17 protein-coding genes are annotated in these 19,562 nt (G+C 66.0%); 4 read left to right on the top strand and 13 right to left on the bottom strand.

Annotated features, from left to right (window positions below):
- Positions 1–77: 77 nt before the first annotated feature.
- The gene (locus tag ACQU6B_RS06075) at positions 78–488 is read left to right on the top strand and encodes a DUF1801 domain-containing protein (protein WP_430869145.1); all 411 of its coding nucleotides are present in this window, start codon (positions 78–80) and stop codon (positions 486–488) included.
- A 32-nt stretch (positions 489–520) separates the two neighbouring features.
- Here ACQU6B_RS06075 and ACQU6B_RS06070 read toward each other — a convergent pair whose 3' ends face one another.
- The 3 genes from ACQU6B_RS06070 to hisS form a co-directional block, all read right to left on the bottom strand.
- On the bottom strand, positions 521–1,711 hold the full coding sequence (locus ACQU6B_RS06070; protein WP_430869144.1) for an S-layer homology domain-containing protein: 1,191 nt from the start codon (positions 1,709–1,711) through the stop codon (positions 521–523).
- Positions 1,712–1,927: 216 nt separating this feature from the next.
- Positions 1,928–3,703: an aspartate--tRNA ligase gene (gene aspS / locus ACQU6B_RS06065; RefSeq protein WP_430869143.1), complete on the bottom strand. Its 1,776-nt coding sequence runs from the start codon at positions 3,701–3,703 to the stop codon at positions 1,928–1,930.
- A 96-nt stretch (positions 3,704–3,799) separates the two neighbouring features.
- The gene (gene hisS / locus ACQU6B_RS06060; RefSeq protein WP_430869142.1) at positions 3,800–5,179 is read right to left on the bottom strand and encodes a histidine--tRNA ligase; all 1,380 of its coding nucleotides are present in this window, start codon (positions 5,177–5,179) and stop codon (positions 3,800–3,802) included.
- Between the two features lie 86 nt (positions 5,180–5,265).
- On the opposite strand from hisS, the gene ACQU6B_RS06055 reads away from it, so the two are divergent.
- Positions 5,266–6,072, top strand: coding sequence for a peptidylprolyl isomerase (locus tag ACQU6B_RS06055; protein ID WP_430869141.1), 807 nt, complete (start codon positions 5,266–5,268; stop codon positions 6,070–6,072).
- Positions 6,069–7,733, top strand: a complete 1,665-nt coding sequence (locus ACQU6B_RS06050; protein ID WP_430869140.1) for a DUF349 domain-containing protein — start codon at positions 6,069–6,071, stop codon at positions 7,731–7,733. Before ACQU6B_RS06055 ends, ACQU6B_RS06050 begins: the two co-directional genes overlap by 4 nt.
- Before the next feature lie 73 nt (positions 7,734–7,806).
- Here ACQU6B_RS06050 and ACQU6B_RS06045 read toward each other — a convergent pair whose 3' ends face one another.
- The 6 genes from ACQU6B_RS06045 to ruvA form a co-directional block, all read right to left on the bottom strand.
- Positions 7,807–8,379 (bottom strand): hypothetical protein, encoded by a 573-nt coding sequence (locus ACQU6B_RS06045; RefSeq protein WP_430869139.1) that lies wholly within the window; start codon positions 8,377–8,379, stop codon positions 7,807–7,809.
- A 110-nt stretch (positions 8,380–8,489) separates the two neighbouring features.
- Positions 8,490–10,742, bottom strand: a complete 2,253-nt coding sequence (locus ACQU6B_RS06040) for a RelA/SpoT family protein (RefSeq protein WP_430869138.1) — start codon at positions 10,740–10,742, stop codon at positions 8,490–8,492.
- Between the two features lie 155 nt (positions 10,743–10,897).
- Positions 10,898–11,983 carry a protein translocase subunit SecF gene (gene secF, locus ACQU6B_RS06035; protein ID WP_430869137.1) on the bottom strand — a complete coding sequence of 362 codons (1,086 nt, stop codon included), beginning with the start codon at positions 11,981–11,983 and terminating at the stop codon, positions 10,898–10,900.
- Positions 11,984–11,985: 2 nt separating this feature from the next.
- Positions 11,986–13,920 carry a protein translocase subunit SecD gene (gene secD, locus ACQU6B_RS06030; protein WP_430869136.1) on the bottom strand — a complete coding sequence of 645 codons (1,935 nt, stop codon included), beginning with the start codon at positions 13,918–13,920 and terminating at the stop codon, positions 11,986–11,988.
- 60 nt (positions 13,921–13,980) lie between these two features.
- Positions 13,981–15,006: a Holliday junction branch migration DNA helicase RuvB gene (ruvB, locus tag ACQU6B_RS06025; protein ID WP_430869220.1), complete on the bottom strand. Its 1,026-nt coding sequence runs from the start codon at positions 15,004–15,006 to the stop codon at positions 13,981–13,983.
- A 103-nt stretch (positions 15,007–15,109) separates the two neighbouring features.
- Positions 15,110–15,706, bottom strand: coding sequence for a Holliday junction branch migration protein RuvA (gene ruvA, locus ACQU6B_RS06020; RefSeq protein WP_430869135.1), 597 nt, complete (start codon positions 15,704–15,706; stop codon positions 15,110–15,112).
- Positions 15,707–16,468: 762 nt separating this feature from the next.
- On the opposite strand from ruvA, the gene ACQU6B_RS06015 reads away from it, so the two are divergent.
- A complete protein-coding gene (locus ACQU6B_RS06015; RefSeq protein ID WP_430869134.1) occupies positions 16,469–16,915 on the top strand; it encodes a hypothetical protein in 447 nt (148 codons plus the stop codon).
- Between the two features lie 9 nt (positions 16,916–16,924).
- On the opposite strand, the gene ruvC is transcribed toward ACQU6B_RS06015, so the two are convergent.
- The 4 genes from ruvC to ACQU6B_RS05995 all read right to left on the bottom strand — a co-directional run bounded on the left by ruvC (position 16,925) and on the right by ACQU6B_RS05995 (position 19,557).
- Positions 16,925–17,524, bottom strand: coding sequence for a crossover junction endodeoxyribonuclease RuvC (gene ruvC, locus ACQU6B_RS06010; RefSeq protein WP_430869133.1), 600 nt, complete (start codon positions 17,522–17,524; stop codon positions 16,925–16,927).
- A 4-nt stretch (positions 17,525–17,528) separates the two neighbouring features.
- Positions 17,529–18,287: a YebC/PmpR family DNA-binding transcriptional regulator gene (locus tag ACQU6B_RS06005; RefSeq protein ID WP_430869132.1), complete on the bottom strand. Its 759-nt coding sequence runs from the start codon at positions 18,285–18,287 to the stop codon at positions 17,529–17,531.
- Positions 18,288–18,415: 128 nt separating this feature from the next.
- Positions 18,416–19,051 (bottom strand): pyridoxal 5'-phosphate synthase glutaminase subunit PdxT, encoded by a 636-nt coding sequence (pdxT, locus tag ACQU6B_RS06000; RefSeq protein ID WP_430869131.1) that lies wholly within the window; start codon positions 19,049–19,051, stop codon positions 18,416–18,418.
- Positions 19,048–19,557: an NUDIX hydrolase gene (locus ACQU6B_RS05995; protein WP_430869130.1), complete on the bottom strand. Its 510-nt coding sequence runs from the start codon at positions 19,555–19,557 to the stop codon at positions 19,048–19,050. Before ACQU6B_RS05995 ends, pdxT begins: the two co-directional genes overlap by 4 nt.
- Positions 19,558–19,562 lie beyond the last annotated feature (5 nt).

The following is a 19,562-nucleotide window of genomic DNA, read 5'->3' as shown; positions in this document are numbered from 1 at the left end:
GCTTGGATACTGACTGCGACGTTAGCACCTGAGCACCCAAACTGGCGGACGTTTTACGCCCCGGTTACGCTCAAATCATGGCCAACAAGACGCAACCCACCGACTTATCCGTCGAGGACTTCCTCGCTACAGTCACGCCGGATCGCAGGCGAGCCGAGGGCGTGGCGCTGCTAGCCCTGATGCGCGCCGTCACCGGCGAGCAGGGCACCATGTGGGGCACGAGCATCGTCGGGTTTGGAGAGCTGCACTACCGCTACGCGAGCGGGCGCGAGGGAGACACCATCAAGGTGGGCTTTTCCCCTCGCAAGGCCAAGCTTTCGCTTTACGGTCTCCAGGACTCGCCCGATGCCGCGGCCCTACTACCCAACTTGGGCGAGCACACGCTTGGCGTAGGTTGCGTCTACGCCAAGCGGCTCGAGGACCTGGACGTCCGCGTACTGAGGGAGCTCGTCCGCATCGCGTACGAGCGCGGCGACTACACCGCCTAACAGCTAGCTGCCAACGGCTAGCTAGCTGTCAGCTAGTGAGTCGCGTCGTAGTAGGCGCGTGGGTCGAACACGGCGTCGATGTAGCTCAGCGGGCGCCAGCGGTGGAACACTCCCCTGCCGGAGTTGCCCGTACCGTCCGTAGTGTTGCCCTCATAGAACCAGGCGCCGTTGCCGGACACCCTGTCGACGATCGCGCTGTGAGACGCCCCTAGTCCGCCATTCCAATTGATAAGGACGACGTCACCCTGCTGGAGGTCGCCAAGGCTCACGTTCCAGTCGAGCACTCCTGCCGCCTTGAGTTTGCTCACGTAGTTATTCGAGCTGCTGGTGTAGCTGGAATCGAAGTACTTCTCCTTGGGCACGTACCCCGGGTAGCCAGCCTTTTCGAATACCCAACCGATGTAGACCGAGCACCACGCTGAGTTCGCGCCTATCCAGTCGTTGTACTTGTTCGTGCGCCAACCCGGCTCCCGGTAACCCACCTGCGACTTGGCGACGCTGATGATCTCGCTCGGCTTCCAGGGCACCTTTGGCTCTATGTACGTGGGGGCCCGGTAGGACGAAGGCGCGTATCCGCGGAACAGGAACGCGGCCGTGGCCGCGCGCGACGTTCCCTCATACGGACGGAACGTGCCGTCGCTAAATCCGGTAGTCATGCCGCTGTCGCTCAGCCAGGACACTTCCTTGTAGAACTTCGAGGACGTCTTCATGTCCTTGAACTTGGAGGTCTTGGGAGCCGTATAGGCCGCCCCGCCGTCGAAGCGGTCGTAGCGGTAGAGGAACGCCGCCATCGCGGAGCGCGAGATGGAATCGTCCGGCCGGAACGTCTTATCGGCCCAGCCTGTCGTGATGCCCGTCTTCTCGAGCCACACAATCTGCTTGTAGAACTGATCAGAGGTCTTGACGTCCTTGAACGGAGACTTGCTGGGCAAGGACACCGACGGCGAGCCGGCGAGCCGGTAAATGAAGGCCGCGAATGCCTCGCGGCTCACCTCGCGCTCCGGATAGAACCACTTGCCGTCGTAGCCCGTGGTGATGCCCTCGTCGGTCATCCAGGAGATCTGGGTATAGAACTGGTAGCTGCCGAGCACGTCGCGGAAACCAGTCGTCGCGGCCGTCGACGGAGCGGCCGTCAGCGGCACTACGGCTAGCGCCATCACTAATGCAAGTGCGGCGGCCTTGGTGTACTTCATTGTTCGAGCGATCACAATCGCTCCCTTCATGGTCGACTTCGTCGGTCCCAGCGGACGGCCAGCGCAGGAGCCGACGTGCCGCTAGTTGGCGAGTCTAAAAAACCCGTGAACTCAGGGTACGCGAGAGCGCCACGACATTCGAGGCCCGAAATGACCGATTTGTCACACTCGCACGGGAGACGCGCAATATGTCGGGACCGCCGAGGGACCCGGCGCGGTCGCGCGCCGGCCCTCGGTCAGCCCACGTTAAGCGTCAGCTACGGCCTCGTCCTCGGGGACGAAGTCGACTCCCGCTTCCGTGCGCTGCAGCTCTGTGATGGGAGCGGGCGCGGCGGTGAGCGGGTCGTAGCCACCACCGGACTTGGGGAACGCGATCACGTCGCGGATCGAGTCGGCCTTGGCCAACAGCGCGGTGACGCGGTCCCATCCGAGCGCGATTCCGCCGTGAGGGGGCGCGCCGAAGCCGAAGGCCTCGAGGAGGAAGCCGAACTTCTCGTTGGCCTCCTCTTCCCCAATTCCCATGACGCCGAACACGCGCTCCTGCACGTCGCGCTGGTGGATACGAATGGATCCCCCTCCGAGCTCGTTGCCGTTGCAGACGATGTCGTACGCGTACGCCAGGGCGGAACCCGGGTCGGTGTCGAACGTGTCCATAAACTCGGGCTTGGGCGACGTGAACGCGTGGTGCACCGCGGTATAAGCGCCGGTGCCGAGCACCACGTCGTCGTCGTCCGGGTCGTCGTCGATCGCCTTGAACAGGGGTGCGTCGACAACCCATACGAACTTGTAGGCCTCGTGGTCGATCAGGCCGCAGCGCTCGCCAATTTCGAGGCGAGCAGCGCCCAGCAGGGCTCGCGCGGGCGTGGGCTTGCCCGCGGCGAAGAAGATGCAGTCGCCGGGAGCGGCGCCCACCTTGGCCGCGAGGCCAGCAACCTCGGACTCGCTGAGGTTCTTGGCGACGGGACCGGTCAGGGTGCCATCTTCCTGCACCAGCACGTAAGCCAGTCCGCGTGCGCCGCGCGACTTTGCCCAGTCCTGCCACTTGTCAAGCGTCTTGCGAGGCTGCGAGGCGCCGCCTGGCATCACCACCGCGCCCACGTACTCTGCGGCGAACACGCGGAACGTGGTCTCCTTGAAGTACTCGGTCATCTCTGTGAGCTCGAGGCCAAAGCGCAGGTCGGGCTTGTCGGACCCGTAGCGGGCCATCGAGTCGGCGTAGGTGATGCGCGGGATGGGCAGCTCGATGTCGTAGTCGATGAGCGACCACAGTTCCTTGACGAGTTCCTCGCCCAGGGCGATCACGTCGTCCTGGTTGACAAAGCTCATCTCGATGTCGAGCTGGGTGAATTCGGGCTGGCGGTCCGCGCGGAAGTCCTCGTCGCGGTAGCAGCGGGCAATCTGGTAATACTTCTCCATGCCTGCGACCATCAGCAGCTGCTTGAACAGCTGAGGCGACTGCGGCAGGGCGTACCAGGAGCCTGGCGACAGGCGCGCCGGCACCAGGAAGTCGCGCGCACCCTCCGGGGTCGAGCGCGTCAACGTAGGGGTCTCGATCTCGAGAAAGTCGTGACGCTCGAGTACCCGGCGCGCGGCCTGGTTCACCTTGGAGCGCAGCACCATGTTGGCGCGCGGCTGGGGGCGACGCAGGTCGAGGTAGCGGTGCTTGAGGCGAGCCTCCTCGCCGACGGTGACGTGCTCGTCGATGGGCAGCGGCAGCGGCGCGGACTCGTTGAGGACCACCAGTTCCTCGATCACGATCTCGACCTCGCCCGACGGCAGGTTCGCATTCGCGGAGCCCTCGGGACGCAGGCGAACCTCGCCGGTCACCTGAATCACGTACTCGTTGCGCAGGCTGTGCGCGACCTCCTCACGGATGACGACCTGGGCGAACCCGGAGGAATCGCGAAGGTCGATAAACGCCACCCCACCGTGGTCGCGGCGACGTCCCACCCATCCCGCGAGCGTGACGGTCGAACCAGCATCGGCGGCGCGGAGGTTTCCAGCGAGGTGCGTGCGGAGCAAGATAAGCCTTTCCCAGTGCGCACCTGCCAGGCACGTGCGCGAATATTTATGTGTGAGGGTGCGGGCGCGACAGCGCCCACACGTTTGAGGTTAAGTCTATCCGTGAACGATGCGTGGCTTGAGGTCCTCTGCCGGCGGCGTCCAGGCATCGGCGTCAGCGGGGTTCTGCTCGCCGCTGCGAATGTCCTTAACTTCGCCGTCGGCGCAAGCCCCCTCCCCCGCGTCCGGGAACCAGACGAACGGGATGCCGCGGCGGTCCGCGTACTGAATCTGCTTGCCAAACTTTGCTGCGGAGGGCGAGACCTCGCAGGCGATTCCCCGTGCCCGCAGCCTGTCCGCGATCGAGGCTGATGCGCCGCGCGCTTCAGCGTCCGTCACCGCCACCAGCACCGCGCTGGGCACTGAGCGAGTGGCCGAGGCCAGCTCCGCGCCCAGGATCCGGCTCACCAGGCGGCTCACGCCGATGGACATGCCGACCCCGGGGAATCCCCCGCCCGCGATGAGCGAGTCGTAGCGTCCGCCGGAACAGATGGACCCGAGGTCCTCATGGCCGGTCAGGAACGTCTCGTAGACAGAGCCCGTGTAGTAGTCCAGTCCACGCGCGATGCGCAGGTCGGCCACGGCGACTCCACCGTTGCCGTCAGTGGCGGTCGCCTCGTTGACCCCGGTCACGAGCGCCGCCAGCGAGGCGATGCCGCGCGCCAACTTGAGCTGAGCCGCCTCAACCACGGGCCCGTCGTCGACGAGAACCGTGGTCTCCCACAGGTCCTCGACCGCGCCGGCGAACGACGCGTCTGGGGAGGAAATCTTGGCCAACTCAAGGACCGCATCGGCCGCACGCTCGTCGACGCCCTTGCCTGTCAGCTCCTTGCGGACCCCCTCGGGTCCGATCTTGTCGAGCTTGTCCACGCTGCGCAGCGCTCCCGCGACATCGGTGATGCCGACGCCCTCGTAGAAGCCCTCGACAAGCTGGCGGTTGTTGACGTGCATGCGCACGGCGGGAATGGGCAGCGCCGCCAGTGCGCGAGCCATGACGATGGCGACCTCGGATTCCAGGTGCTCGGGCAGGTTCTCGCGACCGACCACGTCGATATCCGCCTGATAGAACTCGCGGAACCGTCCCTCCTGGGGTCGCTCTCCGCGCCACACCTTCTGGATCTGGAACCGCCGGAACGGGAACTGCAGCTGTCCCTGGCGCTCCTCGACGTACCGTGCGAAGGGCACCGTGAGGTCGAAGTGCAGCCCGAGCTTGGCATCTGCGTCGCCCTCCGCAGTCAGGCGACCCAGGGTGTAGATCTCCTTAGAGGCGTCGGAGTCCCCCGCCAGGCGGCCGATGGGCTCGACAGCACGCGTTTGGATCTCGCCAAATCCGTGCAGCGCGAACACCTCACCGAGCGTTGAAATGACGTGAGACTCCAGGAGTCGGTCCTGAGGGGACCATTCGGGGAATCCGGACAGTGGTTGCACGCGAGCCATGCGCCCATTGTTCCACCCTTGGCGCAATAGACTGGCACGGCGCTGGGTCCAATACACGTGGCGCTCCACAATGAGGCAGGCAGAGAATGACCAGCAAGAAGCAGTCCAAGGCGTACGAGCAGAAGCGGCACGAGCAGTTGGAGCTGAAGATCGAGCAGACCAAGGCTCGCCAGCAGCGCAATCGGAAGATTGTTGCGCTCTCGGTAGCCGGCGTGGCGCTCGCCGCGCTGATAACGATGATCGTGCTCGCGCTCACCAGCGACGATGGTGCCGGTGCCGCCTCACCGAGCCCTTCGCCGTCGGCAACTGAGAACGCGGCAGCGCCCGAGGAGCTCGACGTAGACACCGCGGGCTGGGCCAACTCGCTGACTCCCCCCGATGCGGCGCTCGCCGAGGGACGGCTTTGGACAGTGGAGATCGACACCAACCAGGGCCCGATCACCGTCGAACTGGACGGCGTCAACGCACCGCTGGCCGTCGCGTCCTTCGTGTCCCTGGCTCAGGACGGCTTCTTCGACTCCACCGACTGCCACCGCATCGTGACGTCCGGAATCTACGTGCTCCAGTGCGGCGACCCCACGGGCACCGGCACCGGCGGACCCGCGTACCGCTTTGGCCCGCCCGAGAACACGCCCGCTGACGACACTTACCCCGCTGGAACGCTCGCCATGGCGAGGGTCGGCAACGACGCAAATTCCATGGGAAGCCAGTTTTTTGTCGTCTATGAGGACTCAGTTATCCCTTCCGACACGGCCGGCGGATACACCGTATTTGGCGAGGTAACGCAAGGGCTCGCTATTGTTGAGGATGTTGCCCAAGCTGGCACGATCACCGGAACCACCGATGGTCGACCCGCGCAGTCCGTGATCATCAACGAGGTATCCGTCTCATGACCCCGTCCACCACCCCTCCTTCCGACGCCGCCGAGCACGCCGCGACGCCGGACGACTCCGTGACCGCTACCCCGGAAAGCGCGCCTGAGGCCGCTCCCGAGACCGCTGCTCCGGCCACCCCCGACGCTACGGCTCCAGAAGCTGCGCCCGACGCCGCTGCCGAGTCGGCTCCGGAAGTCGCTCCGGAAGTCGCTCCGGACGTCGCTCCCGAAGCGGCCACCGAAGCAGCTCCCGACGAGCCCGCCGACAAGGCTGCCGCCGAGCCCGCGGAGAAGGAGACGCCCGCGAAGCCTGCACCTAAGCCATCCGCGAAGCCTCGTCCCCACGCTCCCAAGCCGGGTTCCTTCACGCCGGCGAGCCCTGCGAACGTTGCGGCCCACAAGACGCACCCGGTCAAGGTCCCCGTAGTCCACCCGGTCACTCCCGAGGAGCTCGCCGAGGGCAAGAAGTTCGCCGAGGTGGTCGAGGACAAGGTCTTCGTGATCGATGGCGACGCCAAGCACGAGGTTGGCGAGGCTGCCGGAGACGAGCCGATCGCGCCCTACATCCGTGCCTACTTTGAACTGCAGGCCTCGATCGAGCGTTTCCACGCCCGCCTGAGCTCAGCAGAGTTGTCCCCCAAGGACATCGACGATTCCAGCAAGACCATCACCGCGGGTCTCGCGACCCCCGTGGTAGTCGGCGACCTTCCCGCACTCCGCGAGCGGTTTGCGGTAGTCGAGACGGAAGCCGCCGAGGTGCGCGCGCGCATCCAGGCCGAGCGCAAGGCAGCCCGCGAGGCCGCCGTCGCCGTCCGCGAGGAGATCGTCGCGAAGGCCGAGTCCATCGCAGCCAAGGACCTCGCGTCCGTGCACTGGAAGAACGACACGACCACCCTGCGCGACCTGCTGGACAGCTGGAAGGAAGCACAGCGTTCCGGCGCGCGCGTCCCCAAGGACACCGAGCGGGCGCTGTGGAAGCGCTTCACTCACGCGCGCTCCTCGTTCGAGAAGGCCCGCAAGCACCACTTCGCGGAGCTCGACAAGGACAATGGCGCCGTCGCCTCCGCCAAGGAGACGCTGGTAGCCAAGGCCGAGGCTCTCGCAGAGTCCACCGACTGGGACCGCTCGGCCCGCGCGTTCAAGGACCTCATGGGCGAATGGAAGAACTCCGGACGCGGACGTCGTAGCACCGACGATGCCCTGTGGAAGAAGTTCCAGAAGGCTCAGGACGCGTTCTTTGACGCGCGTCGAGGCGCCTCGGACGCGGAGGACGCCGCGCTTGCCGAGAACGTCGAGGCCAAGGAGGCAGCGGTCGTCGAGGCCGAGGCACTCCTCCCGATCAAGGACCTGGGCGCCACCAAGAGCGCGTTGCGAGCCGTCCAGGACCGCTTCGAGGCCGCAGGACAGGTCCCGCGTGGAGACATCACGCGACTCACCAAGCGCATGACGGCCGTCGAGAAGGCCGTTCGCGACGCCGAGGACTCCGCCTGGACGTCACGCAACCCCGAGCTCGAGGCCCGCGCCACCGGCGCGGCCGCGCAGCTCGAGTCGGCCATCGCCAAGCTGGAGGCGGAAATCGCCGAGGCTAAGGAAGCGAAGAACACCAAGAAGGCGAAGTCGCTCACCGAGGACCTGGCCGCACGCAAGGCCTGGCTCAAGCAGATCGAGGGACTCTCCTAGTTCACGCCGCGCGGGGGCCATCGTGCCCCCGCGTTCGCCGTGCCCCCGGGCGTGTCCGTGCCGGTGACCCCGCCTAGCCCGACGCATCAAGTTCCGCCAGCGCGGGTCGTAGCGCTTGCCAAAGCGAACTGAGCCGCCCGTAGCCCGCGCCCCGGGGATTGTCCCGACTCGCCTCGTACTCAATGCTTGCCAGGCGCACGAAGCCCCGGGCGACCACTCTGGCTATCGCCGGAATGGCCTCCGCATGCGCGTCCCACCGCAGCGCGTCGCTGCAACACCGGGCCGGGTTGGCGATCGCGACCGTCCCCAGGACCGTTGGCTCGTCCCGCCACGCGATTCCGGAGTGGAACGTCACCGAATCGCTGCCTGCTTCGCGTCGACCCGCCGCGTCGCGATGAAGCCCCCGTTTGCCGACCACGGTGACCTCCCCCGGCCACCGACCCCCGTGCCATACCCAGAGTCCCGCCAGCCCGCTTAGAACCGTGCGTTCGGGGACGCTTGGCGACACGCACAGCGCCCGAATCCCCGGCGTCGAGACCACGTCGCGCGGCAACGCAAAGCGACGGGTGGCCGCAGACACGTGCCCGTCGCGAACCAGGCGGGAGAATTCCACCGGTCCCACGGCGTCGGCATCTACGAGGAGCATGCGACCAGCGTGACACGGGGGCCCTCGGCGCGTGCCGCCAGTTGACAACACTGTGGACAGTCCCGACCGGGGCGACGCGAAACTGCCGCCACCGGCCCCTAAGCTCCGCGTTACCCCGAGCGCTTGCCCGTGATGCGACGGGCGTCGTAGACCCCGTCAATGCGCCGCACAGCGCCAATGACGGCACCCAGGTGAGACGGATCGGCCATCTCGAACGAGAAACTCGACAGGGCGACGCGGTCGCGGCTCGTAGAGACCGCCGCGGACAGGATGTTGACGTGGTAATCGGAGAGCACCTGCGTCACGTCGGACAGTAGCCGGTTCCGGTCCAGCGCCTCGACCTCAATCTGCACCAGGAACGTGGTCTCGAACTGACCAGTCCACTCGACGTCTATCAGTCGCTCCTCCTGCGCCTGTAGGGCGTGCAGGTTGTCGCAGTCGGCGCGGTGGACGCTGACCCCCGAACCGCGGGTGACGAAGCCCTGGATGGGGTCGCCCGGCACGGGCGTACAGCACTTTGCCAGCTTGACGACCACGTCGGAGAGCCCATGCACGGACACCCCGGGGTCCCCACGCCTGGTGCGCTGAGGCGTTCCCGGGCGCGTGATCTCCGTCATGTCCTCGTCGGCACCCTCGGTGCCGCCGACTGCCTCGACCATGCGCGCCACGACGTCGGCCGCCTGCGCGTTGTGCTCGCCTATCGCCGCGTAGAGCGAGTCGACATCCTCGTAGTGCATCTCCTTGGCGAGCGCGAGTAGCGTGGACTTGCTCATGAGGCGCTGCATCGGCAGGTGTTGGCGGCGAATCGCGCGCGCCAGCATGTCGCGCCCGGTGTCGACAGACTCCTCGCGACGCTCCCGCGTGAACCACTGGCGGATCTTGTTGCGCGCCCGAGTGGACTGCACGAACTCAAGCCAGTCCCGCTTGGGGTGACCGTTTTCGTCAGTGGTGGTCAGCACCTCGACGGTGTCGCCGTTCTCGAGCGTCGAGTCGAGGGAGACCAGCCTCCCGTTGACCTTGGCGCCGATCGTCTTGTGACCCACCTCGGTGTGCACGCCGTAGGCAAAGTCCACGGGCGTCGCGCCCTGCGGAAGGGCCAGCAGGCGCCCGCCCGGGGTGAAGACGTACACCTCGGCGCGCGAGATCTCCCCGCGCAGGCTGTCGAGGAAGTCGTTCGGGTCCGCGGTCTCCTGCTGCCAGTCGGCAATCTGACGCAACCAGCCCATGCCCTCGGGCGAGTTTCCGCTGCCTTCGGAGGCCTTCGCGTTCTCCTTGTAGCGCCAGTGCGACGCGAGACCGTATTCGGCCCGGCGGTGCATCTCGTGGGTGCGAATCTGGAGCTCAACCGGCTTACCCGTCGGGCCAATCACCGTGGTGTGCAGCGACTGATAGAGATTGAACTTGGGCATCGCGATGTAGTCCTTGAAGCGGCCCGGCACCGGCTGGTAGCGGGCGTGCATTGCACCCAGTACGGCGTAGCAGTCGCGCACCGAGTCGACCAACACCCGCACACCAACCAGGTCGTAGATCTCGTTGAGGTCGCGGCCACGGACAATCATCTTCTGATAGACCGAGTAGTAATGCTTGGGCCGCCCGCTGATGGTGGCCTTGATCTTCATCGACTTGAGGTCGATCTCGATCTCGCGTCGCACCTCGGCGAGGTAGTTTTCCCGCTCCGGCGCTCGCTCGGTGACGACGTCGACGATCTCCTGATAGATCTTGGGGTAGAGCGTCTGAAAGGACAGGTCCTCCAGCTCCCACTTGATCGCGTTGAGCCCCATCCGGTGCGCCAGGGGTGCGTAGATCTCGAGGGTCTCCTGCGCCTTGCGCCGGGCGCTCTCCGCAGGCACGTACTTCCAGGTGCGGGCGTTGTGCAGCCGGTCCGCGAGCTTCAGCAGTAGGACCCTAATGTCCTTGGCCATCGCCACGACCATCTTGCGGACCGTCTCAGCCTGCGCCGAGTCGCCGTAGTGGACCTTGTCCAACTTGGTGACGCCGTCCACGATCATCGCGACCTCGTCGCCGAACTCCTCGCGCATCGTCTCGAGCGGGTAATCGGTGTCCTCGACCACGTCGTGCAGCAGGGCGGCGCAGATCACCGTCTCCGGCAATCCGAGCTCGGCCACAATCAGCGCTACCGCGATCGGGTGCGTGATGTACTCTTCACCGCTCTTGCGCGCCTGGCCCCGGTGTGCGATTTCGGCGACGTTGTACGCGCGCTCGATCTCGCCGGTCTTGGGCGCCTTGGGATACATGCGGCGATACGTCTCGAGCACGCCGTCGATGGCGGTGGGCTCGCGCCCGGTGCGGCGCAGGAAGCCCAGCGAGCGGGACGTGGACGACGTTGGACGGGCGTCGGTCATGGTCGCCTCCCCTGGCTCTAGTGTGGATGCTCGTCGCAGAGCCCCTTCAGTCTATCGGGGCTTGAATACCGCTCCGGCTCACGGCCCGGCCCATCCCCCCGAACGCAGAACGGCCCCGCCAATTAAGGCAGGGCCGTTCCGTTCGTCACTGAAAACTACTTGCGCTTCTTGCCCTTGGGCTGCGCCTTGGTTCCCTGGTGGCGCCCTGGCTGCAACGCTCCCACGCGGATGGAGCCGTCAGCGGCGTGAGCCACCTCGACCTCGCCGCTCTCGCGCAGACGCAGCACCATCTCGGTGTGCTCCTTGATCCACGGCTCGCGCAACCGGAGGGCAACCTCAAACGGCGTCGCGACGAAGATCGAGGAGTACGTGCCGACGGCCATACCGACGAACAGGGCCAAGGAAATATCCTGCAGTGTGCTCGCGCCTAGGAGCAGCGAACCGATGAACAGAATCGCACTCACGGGCAGCAGCGCCACCACGGAGGTGTTGATGGAACGGACGAGGGTCTGGTTCACCGCGAGGTTCGCCAACTCCTCGTAGGTGAACCGGTTCTGCTCGGTGAGGTGGGCGGTGTTCTCCTTGACCTTGTCGAAGACCACCACCGTGTCGTAGAGCGAATAGCCAAGGATCGTCAAGAAACCGATCACCGTCGCGGGGGTTACCTCGAAGCCGACCAGCGCGTAGATACCCACGGTAAATAGCAGGTCGTGGGCTAGAGCGCCGATGGCCGCCACCGCCATGCGCCAGGCGCGGAAGTAGACGGTGATGACGAGCGCCACCAGGACGATGAAGACGATGAGTCCCTGGACGGCCTTCTTGCCCACCTCGGCGCCCCAGGTCGGGCCGATCTGGGTGAAGCCCACCTCGTCCGCGGCTACGTCGTACGCCACCGACAGCGAGTCCACGATGGACTGAGAGGTGGCCTGTTCGACGACTCCGATCTGCACGAGGACGTCGTTTGCCCCCAGGATCGAGATCTCGGGGGTCTGTTCAGGAGCGAACTCGGCCACGACCTCGGTCGCGATGGCGGGGCTCGGGTCCGCGGCGTTAGACACCTGGAACTGGGTTCCTCCGGTGAAGTCGATGCCGGGGTTGAGGCCCTTGGTAAGAAGCAGCACGATTGCCGCCAGCATCAGGAAGCCGGAAACGGCGAACCAGCGCTTGCGCTGCTGGACTATGGGGTAGGTCTTCTCCCCCGAGTGCAGCGAGTTTCCCCACTTTGCAAGATTCATCGCCATGGTTACTTCTCTCCTTCGGCCGATGCGGCGGACGGGTCGGCGTCGCCACCAGCTCCGTTGTCGGTCGGCGACTGGTCCGGTGCCGTGTCTTCGGTGGCGACCGGGGCCTTGGCCGCCTTAGCGGCCGCCGCCCTGCGCTCCGCCAGCGTGAGCTGGCTGGAGCCCTCGATTCCGGCCACGGCCGGAGCTGAGGTGACTCCCGGAGTAGCGACGCGTCCGCGTCCCTTGTACATGGTTTCGCGTCCGAGCTGCTTGGGGTCCAGGCCCGATAGCGGGTGTCCGTTGCCGAAGAACTTGGTGCGGCCCAGCAGTACGAGCACCGGGTGCGTGAAGAGGAACACGACCAGGATGTCGACCAACGTGGTCAAACCGAGCGTAAACGCGAACCCGCGCACCCCGCCGACGGCGAAGGTGTAGAGGACCGCGGCCGCCAGCAGGCTGACGGCGTCGGAGGCCAGGATGGTCCGTCGCGCGCGCTTCCACGCGTGATCGATTGCGCTATGTAGCGAACGACCCTCGCGTAACTCGTCTCTGACTCGCTCGAAGTACACGATGAACGAGTCCGCGGTAATACCGATCGCGACAATCAATCCCGCGACACCTGCTAGCGATAGTCGATACCCGATTCCCCAGGACAACAGCGCGATCACCGCGTAGGTAATGACACCCGCGATGAGGAGCGATCCGACGGTCACCAGACCGAGCGCGCGGTACTGGAATAGCGAGTAGATGACGACCAGGATCAAGCCGATCGCACCGGCGATCATGCCGCTCTTTAGCTGCTCGGAGCCGAGCGTCGAGGAGATCTGCTCGTCGGACTGTACGACGAACGTCAACGGCAGTGCGCCGAACTTGAGCTGGTTTGCGAGCTGATCCGCCTCTTCCTGCGTGAAGGTGCCAGTGATCTGGGCCTCACCGCCGGTGATGGCCACCTCCACACGCGGCGCGGACAGCACGACGCCGTCTAGCAGCATCGCGAACTGGTTGCGCGGTGCCTCTAGCTGCGAGATGCGACCGGTGATGTCTGCGAAGGTGTTTCCTCCCGCGGAGGTGAAGTCGAGGTCAACCTGGTACGTACCGTCAAGCGTGCCGGCCGTCGTGTAGTGAGGGCCGGAGGTCGCACCAGCGAGGTCCGCTCCGGTCATCTCGACGGGGCCAAGAATATACTTGGCGACGCCGTCTTCGGCACACGCGACGTGGCCCGCCTCGGGGTCGCCAAGTTCGGCGCCTGCGAGGTTCAGTGGATCCAGGCAGTCGAGCGTCGCGTAATCCGAGGTGAGGTCGGCGGTGATCCAGTCGAAGGACGACGGGTCAGTCTCTCCAAAGACCGGCTCGGGAAGCGGCGCGGCTATCGTCGACGGAACGGCTGCGGGCTCCTCGCTCGCGGTCGCGTCCGGTGCGGCACTGGTCTCCGTGAACAGGCTCTTGGAGGCCTCGGAGGCGGAAGGCGTAGGCGTGGACTCCGCCCCGTCACTCGGCCCGACCTCTTCGGTGGGTTCCGCGGTCTCACTCGGGATTGCCGAGGGGGTCGTGTCGACGGTGGCCGGGAACGGCGAGCCCTCGACCAACACTGTGCGGAACTGCAGTTGAGCGGACTGCCGCACCAAGTCGACAGTCTCCTCGCTCGGGTTACCAGGCAGCGACACCACGATGTTGGGGTATTGCGTGCTGATCTCGGCCTCGGCGACACCGCTGGCGTCCACGCGGTTTCGCATGATGATGACGGCCTGATCCAGGTCGGTCTGAGTGATCTCCTCGCCGTTATCAACGACGGGGGTCAAAATTATCTGGCGTCCACCGGCTAGGTCGAGCCCCAGCCCCGGCGTCCATGAGGCGCCGCCGACGGCGACTCCCACTGCGAGCAGGGCATACAGGACGACCACGATGGCGCCGAGCGTTGTCAGCGACTTTCGCGCTGACTTCTTAACAGTTGACACTATGTTCCTTACGATCGAGTGCTCCGCAGAGCCCAGCCGATTCTAGGCGGGAACGCGCCTCTAGTCGAATAGGCGCGACCCTTGAGTCCCATTCGCGGCGTCCGCGGGCGGTTCCAACCCTAAATGAATCCACGCGTCGGCAGTTGCAACCCGACCCCGGGGGGTGCGGGACATGAGTCCCTCGCGTACCAGGAACGGCTCCGCGACGGTCTCAACGGTCTCCGTCTCCTCGCCCACGGACACCGCCAACGTGGAGAGTCCTACTGGCCCTCCGCCAAAGCGGGTGCAGAGCGCCCTGAGGACGGCCCTGTCGAGTCGGTCGAGGCCCAACTCGTCGACCTCGTAGACGGTCAGTGCCGCCTGTGCCGCGGGCAGGTCACCCACCCCCGAACCATGAATCTGAGCCCAGTCGCGCACCCGGCGCAGCAGCCTGTTGGCGATTCTGGGCGTGCCTCGAGACCGGGAAGCAATCTCCGCCGCGGCATCCGCGTCCAGTTCGAACCCGAGCATCGCCGCCGACCGCACCAGAATCTTCTGCAGGTCAGCCGGCTCGTAGAAATCGAGATGCGCGGTGAAGCCAAAACGGTCACGCAGCGGAGCGGGCAGCAATCCGGCGCGGGTCGTAGCCCCCACGACCGTGAACGCCGGCAGGCTGAGCGGGATCGACGTCGCACCGGCGCCCTTGCCGACCACCACGTCCACCCGGAAGTCCTCCATCGCCAGATACAGCATCTCCTCCACGGGGCGCGCGAGGCGATGAATCTCGTCGAGGAACAGGACGTCGCCCTCGTCGAGCGAACTCAGAATTGCCGCCAGGTCCCCCGCGTGCTGGATGGCGGGGCCCGAACTCACGCGCAGGGTGGAGCGCATCTCCCCCGCCACGATCATCGCGAGCGTGGTCTTGCCGAGCCCTGGCGGCCCGGAGAACAACACGTGGTCGGCGACGGCTTCGCGCGACACCGCGGCGCGCAGCATCAGCGAAAGCTGGCTACGCACCACCTGTTGCCCCACGAACTCGTCGAGGCTCCGCGGACGTAACGCCGCCTCGTTCGACCGTTCGATGACGTCAGAGTCAGTGCTCACCACTCGCGCGACGTCCGAGTCTGACGAGGCCCACGAGTCATCGTCATTCGTCGCCCCGGAGCCGCGGTCCGCCGATGCGTCCTCGTCGTATCCGCCGCCGTCTGCGCTAGCCACGCGAACCGCCCAGGTTCTGCAGCGCCGCGCGCAGTGTGTGTGACACCTCGTCGTCGCCGATGGGCCCGTCGGTCACCGACTCCACCGCCTTCTCTGCCACCTTGGCGTTGTATCCCAGACCCACGAGTGCCTCGGTCACCTGAGCGCGGCCGTCGGTAATCGCCGCACGTGCGCCGCCCTCCTGGGCCGGCAGCGTCAGCTTTCCTCCGAGCTCGAGCAGCAGTCGTGCGGCCACCTTGGCACCGATCCCCGGCACCTTCTCGAGGGCCTTGCGGTCCCCCTCAGCCACGGCACTGGCTAGCGCTGAGGGAGAGTGCACCGCGAGCATCGCCAGCGCGAGCCGCGGTCCCACGCCCTGCACTGAGGTCAGCGCCTCGAACGTGCCGCGCTCCGACGCATTGCCGAACCCGAACAGAGTCAGGGAGTCCTCGCGCACCACCAGGTGGGTGAACAACCTCACCTGGGCCCCGGGACGCAGGTCGGCGAGCGTGGCCGGAGTCGACAGCACGCTGTATCCGAGCCCGCCCACGTCGACGACGACTGTGGAGGTGCCCACGTCGAGTACCGTCCCCTGCAACTGTGCGATCACTACTTACTCCCTCTCCACGCCTACCTGCACGCGCGGCGGCGAGCTCGGTAGACACCCAGCGCCGTAGGCACCGCGTTCGAACGTATGTACGAACACGCTACGCCATGGGTGTGACGCCGCACGGATGACGCGCCGCTCGAGGTTGCGTCGCCGGTAGCCCGTAGGTGATCGCCTTAGCCCCGCGTAAGTCCTCCCAGAAGGAATGCCCGCGCCGGACACGGCCTAACTGCGCGACCCACTACACGAGAAGCGCCCTGCAGAACAGGCGCCGGATGAATTCTCGATGAACTCTCGATGACCTCCTGTTCTGAAGGATCCAAAAGCGTAAAGATGATGTTGTGTCCGGCGTGTCCTGGGCCGAGGGTTGGCCTTCAGGAGGGTTTGAGATGTCCAGACCAAGGTTTGGTGTCGCAGTCATCACGTCTGCGGTCATGCTATGTGGGATTGTCGCTAGTCCAGGCTCGGAAGCTCGGGCCGATGTCGGCACAGCTGATACGGGACCTGCTATACGTTCAGCGAAGAGCCTGTCGAAGTTTGAGGTTCATTCGAATACTAAAGGCAAAGCGGACGCGTTTGATGAGAACGAACTTGCTGACCTAGCCACCGCTGCGAAGTCTTCTGGTGTTTCGGTGGCGACAGCGGCGGGCCCTGGTTCTACGGCTCGAACGCGATCGGGGTGCATTCCGGCGCGGTCACGGGCTCCCACAGCTTGTTCACCAGGATTAGCGCGATCAACGACTTCCTAGATGCGACGGTGTTGGAATGATCAGGCCCGGCATGGCGGCGTTCCTGGTCACCGTGATGACCACTATGTCGCTGGCAGCGTGCACCGGTGAGGCTACCCCGCAACCCACGGCAGGAACCCCGTCAGCGACACCAGGCCCGGCTCAAATCCTCACCTGGACCCGCACTGCCAGCGATAGCCCCACGACAGACGCCCTGGTCTCAGGAACGTTGGCGGTCAACGACAACGGGTGCGTCACGATCGGGGCTGCACTCCTGGTGGCTCCGCCCGGCTCATCGGTCTTGGCTGACGGTTCGGGACTCAGCGTGTCCAGCCTTGGTGAGCACAAATTTGGCGACACCCTGCAGAACGTGTCAGGCGGTCACTTTGACATCACCGGCACCGCCGCCGACCCTGCGGGGATATCCGAGTGCCTCTCCTCTGTCAGCCCGGAGCACGAGTACACCGTCGTATGGGGAGAGTAGCTGGGCTCCCTAGCCACGCTTGCGCGCGGCCCTCTCCGCTTCAGCCCAGCGCTGCTGCGCCGGGGTAGCGCTACCCGCGCTCCCTTGAGAACCCGCAGGCCCAGCCGTGCCTGCCGTGCGCGTCCCGACCGCACCCGCCCCGCCTCGCCACGCGTGGGCGATGGCGATCGCCAGGGCGTCCGCGGCATCGGCCGGGCCGGGAATCGACTCGAGCCCCAGCAGCTTGGCGACCATGAACCCCACCTGAGCCTTGTCCGCGCGGCCGCTGCCGGTGACTGCCGCCTTGACCTCGGACGGCGTGTACAGCGCCACGGGAATCCCCCGCCGCGCCGCTGTGGCCATCACCACGCCGGAGATCTGCGCGGTGCCCATGACGGTACGCACATTGTGCTGGGCGAACACGCGCTCCAGCGCAACGGCATCGGGCCGATGCTTGTCGAGCGCGGCGTCGAACGCGTCCGCAATCGTTGCGAGCCGCTGGGGCACCTCGGCATCCGCGCTCGAGCGGGCCACGGAGACGTCCACCAGCTCAATCTTGCGCGAACGTCCGGCATCGATGACGCCCAGTCCACAGCGAGTCAGGCCTGGGTCGACACCGAGGATGCGCATAGGGCTACTCGGCGGACGCTTCCTCGAGCACCTCGTCCGAAGCGTCCATGTTCGCGTAGACGTTCTGTACGTCGTCGCAGTCCTCCAGTGCGTCGATGAGACGCAGCATCTTCTTTGCGCCGTCGACGTCCAGTTCGATCTTCACTGAGGGCATCCAGGTGGCCTCAGCGCTGTCGTAGTCAAGTCCGGCCGCCTGAAGCGCGGTGCGCACGGCGACCACGTCGGTGGGCTCGGAGATGATCTCGAAGTGCTCGCCAAGATCGGTGATGTCCTCCGCGCCTGCGTCGAGGGTCGCCTCCATCAGATGATCCTCGTCGGCGTCGCCCTCCTTAGCCACGATGACCTGACCCTTGCGGGAGAACATAAACATGACAGAGCCCGGGTCGGCGAGGGTGCCGTGGTTGCGGGTGAGTGCGGTCCGGACCTCCATGGCGGCACGGTTGCGGTTGTCAGTCAGACACTCGATCAGCATCGCAACACCGTTGGGCCCGTAGGCCTCGTACATGATGGTCTCGTAGCTGGCCGCGCCGGCCTCGAGGCCGGCACCACGCTTGATCGCGCGGTCGATGTTGTCGTTGGGTACCGAGGTCTTCTTGGCCTTCTGGACGGCGTCGACCAGCGTGGGGTTGCCGGACATGTCTGCGCCGCCGTCGCGCGCCGCGACCTCGATGTTCTTGACCAGCTTGGCGAACGACTTAGCGCGGCGGCTATCGGTGATGGCCTTCTTGTGCTTGGTCGTGGCCCATTTGGAGTGTCCGGACACGTTGGCTCCCAGTGAAATCGAGTTGACGAATGGTGCTGTCGGAAAAACTGCGGTCAGTACAGAATTACCGACCAGTCTAGGGCAGGACCGACTGCTGCCCACCTAGCCTCGCGGGAGGCGCCCGCAAGCTAGTCGCGGCGTGACGCCACGACGTCCAGCAGCAGCTGGTGCACGCGGTGGTCCCCGGAGATCTCCGGGTGGAAGGCCGTGGCGATGCAGTTGCCGTAGCGCACGGCCACCGCATGGGAACCCTGTGCGTCCTCGTCCCGGCCCGCCACGGTCGCGAGCACCTCGACGCCAGCATCGTAGGCCTCGACCCAGGGGGCACGGATGAAGGTGGCGTGCATGTCCGAACCGTCCGGCTCCCACGTGAGCGCGACCTCAGCGGAGTCGACCTGGCGCCCGAAGGCGTTGCGTCGCACGGTCATGGGGATGCCGCCCAGCGTCTGCTGGCCCTCTATGCCGCCTACGATGTCGCGAGCAAGAAGCACCATGCCAGCGCACGAACCGAGCACCGGGAGCCCCGCGTCGATCGCCGCAATCACGGGATCGCGCAGGTCGAACGCCCTCAGGAGCTTGTCGATAGTCGTCGACTCCCCGCCGGGGATCACCAGGGCCTGCACCTGCTCCAGCTCGGAGAGTCGACGCACCGCAACGACGGTGGCGCCGAGCGCAGTCAGGACCGCGGCGTGTTCCCGCACGTCGCCCTGCAACGCCAGCACACCCACGATCGGGCCGGCCTCGGTGGTGATCACTTCGCTCATGCATGCTCCTCTGCCAAGTGCCTGAGAAGCCCATCCCAGGGCATCACGGTGCTCAACAATTCTCTAAGACTGGAAGGAAAAATCTCTATCTCGACGCTAGCCAGGTCGTCCGCCGAGAACCACCTGGTGTCGTCAATGGCGTCCACCTCGGCGTCGGTCCAGGCGAGGTCACCCGGCGCAGCATCGGCGCCAAGCGTCGCCACAAAGAACACCTCGTGCTGGACGTAGGGCGTCTGCATGAAGTCGAACACCGCCGACCTCTCCCACACGGGCCCTACGAGCGAGTCGGCGGCCAGCGCGTAGCCGGTCTCCTCGAGCAGCTCGCGAGCAGCGGCCACCCGGGTCGACTCCCCCGCCTCGAGACCGCCGCCCGGCGTGAACCACCATTGACGCCCCGGCTGCACGGGGTCATGCCCTTTGAGCAGCATGATCCGCCCCCGCGAGTCGAAAAGTAGGACCCGCGCAGCTTCCCGCGCGACCCTGGACTGCGCCGCCGATTCATTCACGTTTC

Origin of the sequence: Demequina aurantiaca (assembly GCF_050598105.1) — a bacterium.
Taxonomy (GTDB): Bacteria; Actinomycetota; Actinomycetes; order Actinomycetales; family Demequinaceae; genus Demequina; species Demequina aurantiaca_A.
The sequence above is the reverse complement of the archived record's forward strand: the minus strand, read 5'-3'. Positions and strand labels throughout refer to the sequence as shown.

Bases quoted from the DNA above. Each gene is read 5' to 3' on its own strand.
- ACQU6B_RS06055 (WP_430869141.1), top strand. From the start codon at position 5,266: ATGACCAGCAAGAAGCAGTCCAAGGCGTACGAGCAGAAGCGGCACGAG.
- ACQU6B_RS06075 (WP_430869145.1), top strand. From the start codon at position 78: ATGGCCAACAAGACGCAACCCACCGACTTATCCGTCGAGGACTTCCTC.
- ACQU6B_RS06015 (WP_430869134.1), top strand. From the start codon at position 16,469: ATGATCAGGCCCGGCATGGCGGCGTTCCTGGTCACCGTGATGACCACT.
- hisS (WP_430869142.1), bottom strand. From the start codon at position 5,179: ATGGCTCGCGTGCAACCACTGTCCGGATTCCCCGAATGGTCCCCTCAG.
- ACQU6B_RS06040 (WP_430869138.1), bottom strand. From the start codon at position 10,742: ATGACCGACGCCCGTCCAACGTCGTCCACGTCCCGCTCGCTGGGCTTC.
- ACQU6B_RS06045 (WP_430869139.1), bottom strand. From the start codon at position 8,379: ATGCTCCTCGTAGATGCCGACGCCGTGGGACCGGTGGAATTCTCCCGC.
- ACQU6B_RS06070 (WP_430869144.1), bottom strand. From the start codon at position 1,711: ATGAAGGGAGCGATTGTGATCGCTCGAACAATGAAGTACACCAAGGCC.
- pdxT (WP_430869131.1), bottom strand. From the start codon at position 19,051: ATGAGCGAAGTGATCACCACCGAGGCCGGCCCGATCGTGGGTGTGCTG.
- secF (WP_430869137.1), bottom strand. From the start codon at position 11,983: ATGGCGATGAATCTTGCAAAGTGGGGAAACTCGCTGCACTCGGGGGAG.
- ACQU6B_RS06050 (WP_430869140.1), top strand. From the start codon at position 6,069: ATGACCCCGTCCACCACCCCTCCTTCCGACGCCGCCGAGCACGCCGCG.
- ruvC (WP_430869133.1), bottom strand. From the start codon at position 17,524: ATGCGCATCCTCGGTGTCGACCCAGGCCTGACTCGCTGTGGACTGGGC.